The 14,191-nt window shown below is 66.3% G+C and carries 15 protein-coding genes and 1 tRNA gene; 7 read left to right on the forward strand and 9 right to left on the reverse strand.

What is annotated here, in order from left to right:
- Positions 1 to 39: 39 nt before the first annotated feature.
- Positions 40 to 279, forward strand: a complete 240-nt coding sequence (locus AB0313_RS14265; protein WP_141944418.1) for a hypothetical protein — start codon at positions 40 to 42, stop codon at positions 277 to 279.
- Positions 280 to 336: 57 nt separating this feature from the next.
- On the opposite strand, the gene AB0313_RS14270 is transcribed toward AB0313_RS14265, so the two are convergent.
- The 3 genes from AB0313_RS14270 to AB0313_RS14280 form a co-directional block, all read right to left on the reverse strand.
- Positions 337 to 1,902: a HAMP domain-containing sensor histidine kinase gene (locus AB0313_RS14270; protein WP_366306248.1), complete on the reverse strand. Its 1,566-nt coding sequence runs from the start codon at positions 1,900 to 1,902 to the stop codon at positions 337 to 339.
- Between the two features lie 242 nt (positions 1,903 to 2,144).
- The gene (gene radA, locus AB0313_RS14275) at positions 2,145 to 3,518 is read right to left on the reverse strand and encodes a DNA repair protein RadA (RefSeq protein WP_366306250.1); all 1,374 of its coding nucleotides are present in this window, start codon (positions 3,516 to 3,518) and stop codon (positions 2,145 to 2,147) included.
- 29 nt (positions 3,519 to 3,547) lie between these two features.
- Positions 3,548 to 4,675, reverse strand: a complete 1,128-nt coding sequence (locus tag AB0313_RS14280; RefSeq protein ID WP_141944412.1) for an FUSC family protein — start codon at positions 4,673 to 4,675, stop codon at positions 3,548 to 3,550.
- Positions 4,676 to 4,926: 251 nt separating this feature from the next.
- Between AB0313_RS14280 and pstS the strand changes: the two genes are divergently transcribed.
- The 5 genes from pstS (at position 4,927) to AB0313_RS14305 (ending at position 9,602) form a co-directional block, all read left to right on the forward strand.
- Positions 4,927 to 6,048, forward strand: a complete 1,122-nt coding sequence (pstS, locus tag AB0313_RS14285) for a phosphate ABC transporter substrate-binding protein PstS (RefSeq protein WP_307309598.1) — start codon at positions 4,927 to 4,929, stop codon at positions 6,046 to 6,048.
- Between the two features lie 104 nt (positions 6,049 to 6,152).
- Complete coding sequence (gene pstC / locus AB0313_RS14290; RefSeq protein WP_141944408.1) at positions 6,153 to 7,085, forward strand: phosphate ABC transporter permease subunit PstC; 933 nt, start codon at positions 6,153 to 6,155, stop codon at positions 7,083 to 7,085.
- Entirely contained in the window at positions 7,086 to 8,198 is a 1,113-nt protein-coding gene (gene pstA, locus AB0313_RS14295) for a phosphate ABC transporter permease PstA (RefSeq protein WP_141944406.1), read from the forward strand.
- Between the two features lie 82 nt (positions 8,199 to 8,280).
- Entirely contained in the window at positions 8,281 to 9,060 is a 780-nt protein-coding gene (gene pstB, locus AB0313_RS14300; RefSeq protein WP_307309605.1) for a phosphate ABC transporter ATP-binding protein PstB, read from the forward strand.
- Between the two features lie 92 nt (positions 9,061 to 9,152).
- Positions 9,153 to 9,602 (forward strand): hypothetical protein, encoded by a 450-nt coding sequence (locus tag AB0313_RS14305; protein WP_307309608.1) that lies wholly within the window; start codon positions 9,153 to 9,155, stop codon positions 9,600 to 9,602.
- Positions 9,603 to 9,623: 21 nt separating this feature from the next.
- Here the strand turns inward: AB0313_RS14305 and AB0313_RS14310 are convergent, their stop codons facing one another.
- From AB0313_RS14310 to AB0313_RS14325, 4 genes are all read right to left on the reverse strand, one after another.
- Complete coding sequence (locus AB0313_RS14310) at positions 9,624 to 10,031, reverse strand: hypothetical protein (RefSeq protein ID WP_366306253.1); 408 nt, start codon at positions 10,029 to 10,031, stop codon at positions 9,624 to 9,626.
- A gap of 178 nt (positions 10,032 to 10,209) precedes the next feature.
- Positions 10,210 to 11,220: an inorganic phosphate transporter gene (locus tag AB0313_RS14315; RefSeq protein WP_141944399.1), complete on the reverse strand. Its 1,011-nt coding sequence runs from the start codon at positions 11,218 to 11,220 to the stop codon at positions 10,210 to 10,212.
- Between the two features lies 1 nt (position 11,221).
- Positions 11,222 to 11,839: a nuclease PIN gene (locus AB0313_RS14320; protein WP_307309614.1), complete on the reverse strand. Its 618-nt coding sequence runs from the start codon at positions 11,837 to 11,839 to the stop codon at positions 11,222 to 11,224.
- A 313-nt stretch (positions 11,840 to 12,152) separates the two neighbouring features.
- Positions 12,153 to 12,812: a hypothetical protein gene (locus AB0313_RS14325; protein ID WP_141944395.1), complete on the reverse strand. Its 660-nt coding sequence runs from the start codon at positions 12,810 to 12,812 to the stop codon at positions 12,153 to 12,155.
- A 209-nt stretch (positions 12,813 to 13,021) separates the two neighbouring features.
- Between AB0313_RS14325 and AB0313_RS14330 the strand changes: the two genes are divergently transcribed.
- Positions 13,022 to 13,094: transfer RNA gene (locus AB0313_RS14330), tRNA-Lys, on the forward strand.
- An 87-nt stretch (positions 13,095 to 13,181) separates the two neighbouring features.
- Here AB0313_RS14330 and AB0313_RS14335 read toward each other — a convergent pair.
- A complete protein-coding gene (locus AB0313_RS14335) occupies positions 13,182 to 13,796 on the reverse strand; it encodes a M23 family metallopeptidase (RefSeq protein ID WP_366306254.1) in 615 nt (204 codons plus the stop codon).
- Complete coding sequence (locus AB0313_RS14340; RefSeq protein WP_366306256.1) at positions 13,796 to 14,137, reverse strand: transcription initiation protein; 342 nt, start codon at positions 14,135 to 14,137, stop codon at positions 13,796 to 13,798. The genes AB0313_RS14335 and AB0313_RS14340 overlap by 1 nt, the downstream gene beginning before the upstream one ends.
- Positions 14,138 to 14,191: the final 54 nt, after the last annotated feature.

The raw sequence follows: 14,191 nt of genomic DNA on the forward strand, positions 1-14,191 counted from the left end.
CATTGCCAGGCACTCTGCTCGAAAGGGACGGGACCACCCATGGCCAACATTGCTGAAGTTTTGGGCCGGCTGACGCCGGAAGAAGTGGATGAGCTCCGCAACCTTGGTCCGCAGGGCCACCTGCCGCGGCATCTGGTTGATGCCCTGGACCGGGCGGCAGGGGGAGCCGGTTCGGGCCGCGGGTACTACGTCTCGAACGGAAACGTCAGCGCCACCGGGGGACCGCTGCTGGTGCTGCGCAGCGACGTCTCCCGCTGGCTGGCGGCCCCGGGCTCCTGACTGCTGCCCGGCCCCGGCCCGGACCCGGGTTGCTGCGGCGTGAGCTGGCGGACGCGGTCAGGATCCAGGCAGCGTAAAGGTAGCCTTGGTGCCCACCCCGGGCTTACTCTCCAGGCTGATTGAGCCACCGTGGCCTTCCACGATGGTCTTGCTGACCGGCAGTCCCAGGCCTGCGCCGGGAATGGCTGTTTCCCTGGACCGAGCCGAACGGAAGAACTTGGTGAACGCCTGTTCCTGCTCTTCGGCGGTCATTCCCAGGCCGGTGTCCGTGATGGAGCACGCCAGGCCCGCCTTGGTTTTGGCGGCACTGGCTGTGATCAGGCCGCCGTTGGGGGAGTACTTGATTGCATTAGAGAGCAGATTCCGGATCACCTGGCTGATTCGCCGCGTATCCATCCTTGCCGGCAGTGGCTGCTCCACGTCCAGCACCAGCTGCAGGCCGTTGCTGGCTGCCTTGGGTAAGGCCGCGTCAACCTCAAGGGTGAGCAGCCGGGCCAGATCAGCCTCCTCCTGGGAGAGGTCCACGCGCTCCGACGCAACAGCGATCAGGTCATTGACCAGGTTCAGCAGATGCTCCGCGTTGCGGCGCACCACCAGAAGCTCATACTGGATGTCCTCATGCCCCGGTTCCTCCAGGACCAGTTCCAGGTAACCAAGGATGGAAGTCAGCGGGGTCCGCAGCTCGTGCGACACCGTAGCGACGAAGTTGTCCTTTGCCGCCAGTGCTGCGATCAGGCTGGTCACGTCCACGAACGTTATGACGGCACCTCCTTCCTGGCCACCCGCCGGTGGGAATCCATGCGAACTGACCGAGTAGGCGCGCTGGTTGTCGGCTGGGCCAGCCCAGTACAACTCGTCCGTGAACGTTTCCCCTGCGGCAGCGCGGGCTGCGGGAAGCAGACCTGCCGGTACCGGGGTTGAGCGGTCCGCAGACATCAGCAGCTGCTGCCCTTTTGCCGACCCGCTGACGCCGGCCAGGACGGGGTCCCCCCGCATGGCCTTGTTTGCGAGCACTGTGTTGCCCTTTGGGTCCACCACCCATACGCCTACCCCAACGGCTTTGAGGACAGCATCGAGCAGGTTCTGGCGGCGGACGCTTTCACCAAGGGTTCGTGCCAGGTCATGCTCGTTTTCGACCAGGCTGAGGCGTTGGCGGCGGATGGTGGTGGCCACCACATGCGCGGTCACCGCAATGACGGACATGACCAGGGGAAGGATCAGGGTCCGGATCATCGAACCCCCGGCGGGCGGCGACCCCTGCACGGCCGCGGGAACAACGATGCTGAGGATGGTGCCGGCAATGGCAAGGGCAGGCATGAGGGACCGGACCTGCGCAGAGAGCCAGATGACGGGAAACACCAGCATTACGCTCATCACACTGAAGGTGGGGCCACCCGCCTGCCGGGTGAGACCGATGGCAATGCAATCCATAAGCGGGATCACGGCAAACGCCTCTGCCGGGAGCCGGGCCCAGGGTATGGCCAAACACAAGGTGGCGATGACCAGATGGAACAGCAGCGCGGCCGTGAACAGGTTGCTGCTGAGGGTCTCCGGGCTGAAAACGGCCGTGGCAACCACTACGAGGACCATGGCCAACGTGACCGGCGATTGGCTTGCTGCCACTCGCCTCCTGGCGCTCAGGCTGCCGAAGAGCCCATCGAGCCGGTCGGACACCACCGGCTGTAACGGCGCCCTGCGCCCATGGTCAACCGCGCGGGCGGTTTCCTGCTCTTCCCCAATTACCACGCTGCCCCCGGCACAGAAGTGTAAGCCTCCGTCTGCGAGAAGGTTCTGGACCTACATTACCCGGCAGGGGCGGCCCTGCCGGGCCCCGTACATCCCCTGGCGCCAACACGACGCCGATGCTAGCCGATCAGGAGGCTGAGGGCTTCCGTCAGGTGCTCCACTTCGCGCACGGAAAACCCTGCAGGCACCGGTCCGGGGCCTGCATGGCTGGCGGGAACCACCGCATGGGTGAATCCCAACCGGTGGGCCTCCTGTATGCGTTGGTTGATGCCTGGGACGGGGCGGACCTCCCCGGCCAGCCCCACCTCACCGAAGGCAATAAGCCGGATGGGCAGTGGTTTGCGGGCCTTGGCGGAGGCTACCGCAAGGGCAACGGCAAGGTCTGTTGCCGGTTCACTGAGCTTCACCCCGCCCACGGTGGCAACGTAGGAGTCGTCCTTGTGCAACAGGGTCCCCGCACGCTGCTGCAGCACGGCCAACAGCATGGAGACGCGCGAACTGTCCAGGCCGCTGGTGGCCCGCCGGGGCTGCGCATTTGGGCTTTCGGCGAGCAGGGACTGCACTTCCGCCAGCAGGGGGCGGCGGCCCTCCATGGTGACGGTGATGCAGGTGCCGGACACCGGGTCCTTGGTGCGGCTTACGAATAGCCCGCTGGGATCAGCCAGGCCTTCGATGCCGTTCTCATTGAGGTCGAAGCAGCCGACATCATCGGTGGGCCCGTACCGGTTCTTGACGGCCCGGAGCAGACGCAGCCGCGAATGCCGTTCACCCTCGAACTGGCACACCACGTCCACCAGGTGCTCCAGCAGCCGCGGGCCGGCGACGGAACCGTCCTTGGTCACATGGCCCACCAGCAGCGTTGTCATGTTGCGCCGCTTGGCTGCGGCAATGATGGAGGCCGCCACCTCCCTGACCTGGGACACGCCTCCTGCGCTGCCGTCCACATCAGCACTGCTGAGCGTCTGCACTGAGTCAACGATCAGCAGCCGCGGTTCGATCTTCTCCACCTGCCCCAGTGCCTGGCCCAGGTCGGTCTCGGCGGACAGATAGAGGGATTCCGCGACGGCGTCGATCCGCTCCGCGCGCAGTTTCACCTGGGCGGCCGACTCTTCCCCTGTGACATAGAGGACGTCCTGGGCAGTCCGCGCGAATTTGGCCGCAACGTCAAGCAGCAGGGTGGACTTGCCCACGCCGGGCTCGCCTGCCAGCAGGATGACGGCGCCGGGAACCAGGCCGCCGCCCAACACCCGGTCCAGTTCGTCAACGCCGGTGGGGAGGAACGCCGCCGTGGTGGCATCGACGTCCGCGATCTTCCGTGCCGGCTCCGCCACGGTTGTGGCCGCCGTCGTCCGTGCAACCGCGGTGCCTGTTTCCTCAACGGTGCCCCAGGCCTGGCACTCGCCGCAGCGTCCCACCCACTTGACCGTGGTCCAGCCGCATTCGGCGCATTTATAGGCGGGCGTCTTGGAGGCCCGGGAAGTCTTTGTTGCCATGCGTTCAACCCTAGTGGCGGGCACTGACACTACAGTGCCGGCAGCACGTCCCTGGCCTCGTCCGCGTCCATGCCCGTGGCCTCCAGGAGGTCAACCATCAGCGGACGGAACAGCATGACCACCGTTTCGCCTTCCAGCCGCTGCACCTCCAGCAGCTTCGGGTGCAGGCGCAGGGCGATCTCACTCAAGTCCATGCGGGCCGTGCGCAGGTGGGCGCGGCGGACGCCGTCGTGCGATTCCGCAAGGCCCAGCGACAGCTCGTCGATTGCGGCAGCGGTCTCCTGGAGCACCCCGGCGATGCTGTCAGTCGCCTCGTCCGAGAGGGCCGCATGGTTGATGGCACTGGTCAGCCGCCGGGCGAAGACGCGGCTGTTGCGCAGCGCCAGGTCGATGAAATCCAGCGACTGCTTCAGCCGCTCCAGTTCATCACGGTGCCGCCGGTAGGCAGGTGCCAGGGTAGCCACCTCCCCGGACGCGCGGAGCGACTGGCGCATGGCGTCCACCAGGGGCTGGCAGTTCCTGCCGCGGATCAGCGCGTGCCAGGCCTGCGTGGAGTCGCTGTTGGCCAGGGCTCCCGCACACTCGCGCAGCACCTCGGCCAGTTCATGCAGCAGCTTCTGGACATCGCGGCGCGGCTCGCGGCGCGGATCCTTGGGCATGAGGATGGTCACCAGCAACGCGCACAGGCCGCCCACCACGGCATCGATACTGCGGGTGAAAGGGCCGCCCGACGGCGCCGGCAGCAGCACCACCAGCAGCGACTGGAGTGCCAGCTGGGTGGTGAAGATGTTGCCGCTGTCCAGGAACCTGGCCAGAAGGATGGAAAAAAGAAGGACGACGGCGGCCTGCCAGATTCCGCTGCCCAGCCAGTGCAGGAGCAGGTCGCCGACGGCTATTCCTAGGGTGCAGCCGAGGCCCACCTCCACCACGCGCCGCAGCCGCGGCTCCCGCGAGAAGCCAAGGGCGATGAGGGACGAGGTGGCCGCGAACAGGGGTCCGGTGTGGCCCAGGACGTACTCTGCGAACGCATAGGCGGCCACGGCGCAGATCGTCATCTGGATGGCCGGAACCAGGGAATTGCGGCTCCGGATGAGTCCGGTGCGGATACGGCCGTGCAGGAACCGCCTGCCTGCTGAGAGTCCTGCTGCTGGAGCCATGCCGTTCAGTCTATTTGCTGCCCGGTCTTTCCAGATCCGTGTCCCCACTACGGCCGGACATGTGATCCGCGCAATGGTGACCCGGCATTTGTAAGCCAAAATCCCGCCGTCGTTAATCCTCCGTTCACCTTCCACAGCCCATCCCGTTACCTGCGGCCCATACCTTTCTTGAAGGTACAAAACGTACGCATCGCGCTGCAGGGTTCTCCGTCCCTGTCCGCACCTGAATAACCCTGGAAGGGGTACATCTAGTGAAGGCACTCCGCTTTGGCCGCCACGCGGCTATCGCTGTTATCGCAGCCGGCGCTCTCGCGCTCAGCGCCTGCGGTTCAGACAACGCCACCGGCACGTCGCCTGCCGCCGGCCAGTCCGCCTCCGGCCCCAAGGTCACCGGCACGCTGACCGGCATCGGCTCTTCCGCGCAGGGCGCCGCCATGGACGCGTGGAAGACCAACTTCGCCTCCGCCAACCCCGGCGCCAGTGTCCAGTACTCCCCGGACGGCTCCGGCGCCGGCCGTAAAGCCATCCTCGACGGCTCGGCCCAGTTCGCAGGGTCCGACGCCTACCTGAAGGATGACGAGTACGCCTCCTCCAAGTCCGTCTGCGGCCCCGAGGGCGCCATCAACGTTCCCGTCTACATCTCCCCGATCGCCGTGGCCTTCAACGTTCCCGGCGTCACGGACCTGAAGCTGGACGCCAACACTGTGGCCAAGATCTTCCGCGGCCAGATCGCCAAGTGGAACGATCCCGCCATCGCCGCCCTGAACGCAGGCGTCTCGCTGCCCGACCTGAAGGTCACCCCGGTGAACCGCTCCGACGACTCGGGCACCACGCAGAACTTCACCGACTACCTGTCCGCCGCAGCCTCCGACGTCTGGACCGACAAGGCAGCCGGTGTCTGGCCCTCCAGCCTCCAGGGCGAAAACGCCAAGGGCACCTCCGGCGTGGTCAAGACCGTCACCGACACCCCCGGTGCCGTGACCTACGCTGACGACTCCGCCGTGAGCGGCAAGCTGGGTGTCGCGCAGATCAAGGTTGGCGACTCCTTCACCAAGATCTCCGCCGATGCCGCGGCCAAGGCAGTGGACGCCGGCAAGCCCGTTGACGGCCGCGCCGCCAACGACCTCTCCATCAAGCTGGACCGCAAGACCACCATCGCCGGTGCCTACCCGATCGTCCTGGTGTCCTTCCACGTCCTGTGCACCACGTACGACAAGCAGGAGACCGTTGACCTGGTCAAGGCCTTCGAGCACTACGTAGTTTCCTCTGACGGCCAGAAGGCTGCAGCCGATTCGGCCAAGTCCGCTCCGCTGTCCTCCGACCTCGCAGCCAAGGCCGCCAAGGCCATTGACTCGATCAAGGTCAAGTCCTAGCAGACACTGTAAAACCGGGTTCCCCGCCTGCCGGAAGGCAGTGCGGGGAACTTGGCTTTTGCACCCCGCCTCCTCAACCAAGCAACGAACCGAAGGGCCGTCGAATGACCGCCACCACGCTGACCAGTACCCAGGGCGCCGGGCGCGCCGGGGATAAAGTCTTTTCCGGTGCCGCACTGGCAGCCGGGTGCCTGATCCTCGCCGTCCTCTTCGGCGTCGCGCTTTTCCTGGTAGTCCAGGCAGTACCGGCGCTTACCGCACCCGCCGACAAGATCCAGGGCGGCCAGGGCTTCTTCGCCTACATCTGGCCCATCGTGATCGGCACGCTGATTGCCGCGGTTATTGCGCTGGTCATCGCCACCCCCATCGCCATCGGAGTGGCACTGTTCATTTCCCATTTCGCGCCGCGCGGGCTGGCCTCAGGACTGGGCTACGTAGTGGACCTCCTCGCCGCCATCCCGTCCGTTGTCTACGGCGCGTGGGGCGCAGCCTTCCTGGCCAAGGAGATCTCACCGGCATACGGCTGGCTGGCCGCAAACATGGGCTGGCTGCCCATCTTCGAGGGCCCGGCCTCCACCACCGGCAAGACCATCCTCACCGCGGGCATCGTCCTTGCCGTCATGGTCCTGCCGATCATCACCTCGCTGTCCCGCGAGATCTTCCTGCAGACCCCCAAGCTGCACGAGGAAGCCGCACTGGCCCTTGGTGCCACCCGCTGGGAAATGATCAAGATGGCCGTGCTGCCCTTCGCCCGGCCGGGCATCATCAGCGCCATCATGCTGGGCCTTGGCCGCGCGCTGGGCGAGACCATGGCCGTTGCCCTGGTGCTCTCCTCCGGCGCCCTGACCGCCAGCCTCATCCAGTCCGGAAACCAGACCATCGCTGCCGAGATCGCCCTGAACTTCCCGGAAGCCAGCGGCCTCAAGGTCAGCACCCTGATCGCTGCCGGCCTGGTGCTGTTCGTCATCACCCTGGCCGTGAACATGATCGCCCGCTGGGTCATTACCCGGCACAAGGACTTCTCGGGAGCCAACTAAATGACCTCCACCCTCACCCCGGTCCGCAGCAAGCGGTCTGCCCTCACCAAGGGCCAGCTGCCCAAGTACGCGCCCTATGCGGTGCTCGCTGGAGCCCTGATCCTCGGTGCCGCCGTCCTTGCCCTGATCGGCTTCAATCCGTTTGGCTGGGGGCTGGTCTCCGCGATCCTGTTCGCCGTGGGCCTGGTTTCCTGGAGCGCAGCCGTCGAAGGCTCCCGCAAGGCCAAGGACAAGCTGGCCACCTGCCTGGTGGTCGGCTCGTTCCTGGTGGCGCTGCTGCCCCTGGTCTCGGTCATCTGGACCGTTTTGGTCAACGGCATTCCCGGGCTCCTCGACCCCGGGTTCCTTACCACTTCCATGAACGGCGTGACGGGCGCCTTCGACAACAAGGCCGTGGAGAGCGGGGGCCCCGTGATGGGCGGCATCTACCACGCCCTCCTGGGGACCGTGCAGATCACCCTTCTGGCCACCGTGATCTCCGTGCCCGTCGGGCTGCTCACCGCCATCTACCTGGTGGAGTACGGCCACGACGGACGCCTTGCCAAGGCCATCACGTTCTTCGTGGACGTCATGACCGGCATCCCCTCCATCGTGGCCGGCCTTTTCGCTGCTGCGTTCTTCTTCGCGGTGGTGGGCCCGGGCACCAAAACCGGCGCCGTGGCCGCCGTCGCGCTCTCAGTGCTGATGATCCCCGTGGTGGTCCGTTCCAGCGAGGAAATGCTCAAGATCGTCCCCAACGAACTCCGCGAGGCCGCCTACGCCCTGGGCGTCCGCAAGTGGCGGACCATCCTCAAGGTGGTCATTCCGACGGCGATTTCCGGCATTGCCTCCGGCGTCACTTTGGCGATCGCCCGGGTCATCGGCGAGACGGCCCCCATCCTGGTCACCGCCGGCTTCGCCACCAGCATCAACTCGAACGTGTTCGGCGGCTGGATGGCCTCGCTGCCCACCTTCATCTACACCCAGATCCTCAACCCCACCTCGCCTTCCAACCCCGGTCCGTCATCGCAGCGGGCATGGGGTGCGGCGCTGGTGCTGATCATCCTGGTCATGGTCCTGAACCTGGTGGCACGACTGATCGCACGGATCTTCGCCCCCAAAAAAGGCCGGTAACCCGCGAGCCTGCGGCACCTCCTTCCGCCCAGCCGCGGCGGATCCTAGACTTCATCCCATACCCAGTAAGTGAAGGAACACCATGTCTAAGCGCATCGACGTCAAGGACCTGAACGTGTACTACGGCGACTTCCTCGCCGTGGAGGACGTCAGCATCAACATCGAGGCCAAGTCCGTCACCGCGTTCATCGGGCCGTCCGGCTGCGGAAAGTCCACCTTCCTCCGCACCCTGAACCGCATGCACGAGGTCATCCCCGGCGCCCGTGTGGAGGGGGAGGTCCTGCTCGACGGCGACAACCTGTACGGCCCCGGCGTTGACCCCGTGACCGTCCGCTCGCAGATCGGCATGGTCTTCCAGCGCCCCAACCCGTTCCCCACCATGTCCATCCGGGACAACGTGCTGGCGGGCGTGAAGCTGAACAACAAGAAGATCTCCAAGGGCGAGGCCGATGTCCTGGTGGAGCGCTCGCTCAAGGGCGCAAACCTGTGGAACGAGGTCAAGGACCGGCTGGCGAAGCCCGGCTCCGGGCTCTCCGGCGGCCAGCAGCAGCGGCTCTGCATTGCCCGCGCCATTGCGGTGGAGCCGCAGGTGATCCTCATGGACGAGCCCTGCTCCGCCCTGGACCCCATCTCCACCCTGGCCATCGAGGACCTCATCAATGAGCTCAAGGACCAGTACACGGTGGTCATCGTGACCCACAACATGCAGCAGGCGGCTCGCGTGTCGGACAAGACCGCGTTCTTCAACATCGCCGGCACGGGCAAGCCCGGCAAGCTGATCGAATACGGCGACACCCACACCATCTTCAGCAACCCGGTCCAGAAGGCCACCGAAGACTACGTCTCCGGACGCTTCGGATAAACACCGCTCCCGTTGGCTATCTGCCAACCCGTTTAGTACGCTGAACTAGATACTTTCGGGACTAGTAGTAAGCCAGCTTAAGGAGTTTTGCCATGACGCAGACGGCCAGCAGCCCCCTGGGCCCCCCGCTTACGGTGTCCCTGCCTGGAGCGGGCGCAGGTGCAGCGGCACAGGATGCCGTACTGCAGGACTCAGTGCTGTCGGATCCCGTGCTGCCCGCGGAGGGTTTTGCCGCGGCAGCCAGTTTGGCGGGACCCCTGGCGGCAGGTCCCTTGGCCCCGGAACTCGAACCCCACCTTGCGGTGGCGGCAGCCGCTGCGGAGGAGGATGTCCTGTCAGTGGTCTGGCGGGCCAGTTCGCTCCTTGAAAGCATGCAGTGGGAACTGGACAACGCCCAGGAGTCCCTGCGGCAGGCGGTCCGCAACGCCTCCGCTTCCGGAATCGCTCACGTTGAGCTCTGCGCGGCTGCGAACCTGTCACCTGACGAGCTTGCAACCGTCCTCATGGCCGCGCCGGGTGGAACAGAGGGCATTCAGCTGTAGCCTGTAGCCGGGCTGGGCGGTTCACTCCGGTACTTCGAGCTGGAACCCGCAGTGGCAGCGCAGGACCCGGGTGGGCAGGGACACCGCGTTGAGTCCGCTGCCCGTGTTGCTGCTGCGGTAGCAGAGCCGCTCCACCTCGAACTCCGCTTCCTCCATGGGGAACCCGCAGTGGATGTAGTCGCCCCCGAAGAGGACCACCTTGGCCATCCAGCGGACCTGGTTCAGAGCAGCTGCCACGTCCGTGGCGTAAGCGGTGTGTTCCTGGAAGAGGCTGCAGTCGTTGCAGGTGTAGGAGACCGTGACCAAATCCCCTCCGGCAGCGCCGATCGCCGTGATGGCGTGGATGGTCAGCTGGTTCTCGGTTCCGCAGGCCTCGCATTGGAGCTGCCGGGGCTGGGGCAGCGGACCTCGGGAATACGGGAGAGACATGGTGCCTGCTCTTTTCCGCGATGTGCATCCAAGCCGCCGTGTTGCTGCAGCGGCGCCCGTCCACAGCCCTGCACATGGCGCGGACGGCCGGTCCCCGGCACCGTGGCCGGGACGCACTTTCGAATCTACGTCACGGCTTTGGGCCTGTATAGGGGAACTGCACCCCGGGTTGCCCGGACTAGATGGAGACGGGGGACAATGCCAGCGCCAGCACGAAGGCCAGTGCGCAAGTGGCCAGGGGCGTGAGGGCCCAGTACCACAGGATCCGGATGACAAGCTTGCGGTTGGTCACCGAAAAATGCTGGTTCTCTCCGGCGCCCAGCGCTCCCGCCGTGACGGTGTGCGTGGTGGACAGCGGCCAGTGGAGCCCGATGGCGCCCACGAAGAGCATCAGCGCGCTGAAGGTCTGGGCCACGGAGCCGCGCAGGGGATCAATCCTGGTGATCTTGTAGCCGATGGTGTGCGAAATGCGCCACCCGCCGAACAATGTGCCGGCCGTCATCATCACGGCGGAGAGCGCTGCCACCCACGGCGGGATCCCGCCGTCGGAATGTCCGGCCGCCAGGAGGGCCAGCAGGAGTACCGCGCTGACGCGCTGTCCGTCCTGCAGGCCGTGGCCGAAGGCCACCGCCCCTGCCGCCACCGCCTGGCCCCGGCGGAAGCGCTGGTTCACCACGTTGGGCTGCGTGTAGCGGGCCACCCACGTGGCCGGGTAGACCAGGAGGAACGAACCGCTGTAGGCCACAAGCGGAGACAGCACCAGCGGCAGCACCACCTGGAACAGGAGCGACTGGTCCACGCCGGCCACTCCCGGGCCGCCGACGGCCAGGCTTGCCAGGCCTGCTCCGGCAAGGCCACCCACCAGGGCATGGGTGGAGGACGCCGGGATCCCCCGGTGCCATGTCAGCAGGCCCCAGGCGCAGGCGCTCGCGAGTCCGGCCACCAGGATGGAGAGCCCGTCACTTCCGGCCGGAAGGCTGATCCAGGTCTGGCTGGCCGCGACCGCCAGCATGGCGCTCAGGAGGGCGCCGACGAAGTTGAAGAACGTGGCGAGCAGTATGCCCACACTGGGAGTGAGGGCCCTGTTCCGCACGGCCAGGGCCACTGAGGTGGATGCATCCCGGAAGCCGTTCAGGAAGGCAAAGACCGCCGCCAGCACGACCACTGCGGCGAAGATGACCCCCGACACCTCAGGATTCCTTGACGATGATGCTGCCTACCTGGGTGGCCACCCGGCGCATGTCTTTGGTGACCTCCACCAACTGGTTGGCGATGTCCCTGTTGCGGGAGTACTGGGCCCACTTCATGTCCGCGATCATGTCCGCCACCCAGACCCGGTGGGTCCGCTCGGCCCGCTTGGCAAGGTGCAGGATCTCGATCCAGTAGTCCTCGAGGTCATCAAGGTCATTGAGCCGGCGCATGGCGTCGACCGTCAGTTCGGCCTGGCGGCTGATGATTTCCAGCTGGTCCGCCGCGCGCTTGGGTAACCGGTCAAGCCTGTACAGGGCCACCAGTTCCGCGGCGGCATCCATCTTTTCCATGGCCTCGTTGAGGTACCGCGACAGGGCGTACATGTCTTCGCGGGGGAGGGGGTTCACGAAGCTGGTGCGCATGTGGGTCAGGAGAGCAAAGTGCAGCTCGGCGGACTTGGCCTCGATGTTGTGCATGTCTTCCACGAGGCCGCCGTGCTCGTCCGCAGGTACGCCAAGGATCTCGGCCAGGGTGGCGCTGGCCAGCACGATTTGGTGTGCCATCTGAGAGAGCAGGTTCAGCCCTGCGGGCTCCTGGGGAAAAAGGCGCAGCTTCACGTGTTTACCGGTCTCCGGGGACTTATGAGGGCGGGGGCTGCTGCCGTGTGACTTGACTCCGGCGGGCAGCTGTCGCCTACTCTACCGGCCCGTAACTGCACCCTCTGAATCGGCCCCTGGAAGAGGGCAGAAAAATGGTGCCGAACCGGATACGCCTCTCGGCGGTAGGCCGCTCTAGGCGGCTAATTGTTGAAGCCCGGGGGTTTCGCGGTTCGGCACCGGTTTCAGTCTTCTACTTCACCCCGTGCAAGTCAATCTTGACAGCGGAGGCCCTGGTTTGTCCGGAAAGAAGCGGTCTTTGCCCCCGCCGGGGTCAGTCCAGTTCGCCAAGGCGCCACGCGTTGGCGGCGTGCTCCAGGTCCTCCGCGGTCTTCACCAGCTGGTGGGAGTTGCGGGTGAGTTTGCTGGCGTGTGCTTCGTTGGCGTGCTCGGCGCCGTCGGCGAGGGTGGCCTGGCCGAGGGCCACCACGCGGCAGAACGCGGCGGAACGTTCCAGCGCGACGTCGAAGTCGCCATCGAACGCGCCGGAGAGGATGGCGTCCGCCATGCTGCGCATTTCATCGGCGCCAGGGGGCTCGGCAGCACCGGCCACCACGTTGGAGACCTGCGCTGTGTCCTTGCCGGCGCGGAAATAGACCGAGATGCGTTCGGGGTCCTGGACGGTGGCCGCGCGCAGGGCGTACAGCCGCCACAGTGCGCCGGGAAGGGATCGGGCGGGGCTCTCGGCCCACATCTCGGCGATGGCTTCCAGGCCCTGCTCGTCGGCGAGCCGCACCAGGCGTTCGGTCACCTGGGGATCGTCGCTGTCACGGCCATGGCGTACCAGGGCCTGGGCGGCGAGGTGGGCGGCCTCCGAGACGCGGGCGGGGTCGGCGCCGCCTGCGAAGGGCTCGAAGTCCATCGGCGCGAATGGCTTGGGCTTGTGGTGCCGGTTGCTGCCGCCGTACGGACTGGTTCCTGCTTGCTCGCTCATGCCCCCACGCTACTCCTGTGCGCCGATGGAAATCGAGCATCCGGACGCCCGGCCAACACCGGCGGTAGGAGCCGCGGCCGGGCGGTTAAAGCGGCCGACGGCGGCGTCCGGAGCATGTGCAAAGACGCCGGAACCATGGGTTAGAGTATTAACGTCCAGAAATGGATTGGGCCGGACGGGCGGACACAGCGTGTTTGACTGACCGGCAGGGGCCTTTAGCTCAGTTGGTAGAGCATCGGACTTTTAATCCGTGGGTCGTGGGTTCGAGCCCCACAGGGCCCACCCACAGTGACTTCGGGAGTCCGCCGCGTACGACGGCGGACTTTCCGCTTTAAGCGGTTGAACGCCCGTTGTGGTGAAATCCCCCTCTTAGGCGGAGACAATCGTCCCGTTCCGCGGCAGTCCGCCGGGGAACGAGATGCGGACGGCGGAAGCCCGCCCCGGATCCACCGAATCCATGGCCTGGATGTGCAGATGAGGCTCGGTGCTGTTGCCGGAATTGCCGCAGGCGCCGATCGCGTCCCCAACCCCGACGAGTTGGCCCGGGCGGACGCAGACGCTCCCACGCTTCAGGTGGCACAGGGCGATGAACACCCCTTCGCCCTCGATGATCACGTGGTTGCCGGCCAGCCCCATCCACCCCTCCCGCGCCCGCCACGCCTGGGTTGCCGCATACCTGACCGAGGGCAGGCCACGGAAGGCAGCGTGGTCAGGCCCGCCGTCCCGGGCGGCGCGGACCACCCCTGAAACCGGTGCCGTGACAGGCCTGCCGAATCCTGCAAAGCGTTCCGGCGGCTCCGGCCGGAAGAATGCTGCAAGGCTGATCGGGGCGGACCGCCCGCTGCCATCCACCGGGGTGAAATCGATGGCCCAGCTTGTACCGAAGAGCTCTGTTCCATGGCTGGGCACCCGGTCCGCGGGCGAGTTCTGAACCAGCCAGCGGCCGGCAAACGGATACTCCAGGTCCACCTGCCCTGCTTCCACTAGCTGGCGGGATCGTACTGGAAGGCGCGCACCTCCTGCGCGCAGCGGCAGGCGGCGGCGATCTTGGCGGCCCAGTGCAGTGCGGCGTCGTAGGTGGGCAGTTCCAGCACGGTGTAACCGCCCTCGATGTGCGCCGTCTGGGGATAGGTCCCTTCACTTACGGTTCCGTTGCCGCTGACCATGACGGGCGGGACGCTCTCATCGATGCCGCCGCCGAAGACCCAGACGTCGGCGTCCTTTGCCTCCCGGACCACTGCGTGCGCTGCGTCCGCAACCTCCTGCAGGCCGTCGTGGGGAATGTCCATGGCCGCGCTGGGAAAAGAGATCAGGTACTTGGTCATTCCACCGGCTCCTTCTGTGCAAACGGGGGTGCCTTCATCCTTCTCCGGGTGCCC

It is taken from the genome of Pseudarthrobacter sp. NPDC080039 (assembly GCF_040702335.1).
GTDB lineage: Bacteria > Actinomycetota > Actinomycetes > Actinomycetales > Micrococcaceae > Arthrobacter > Arthrobacter enclensis_A.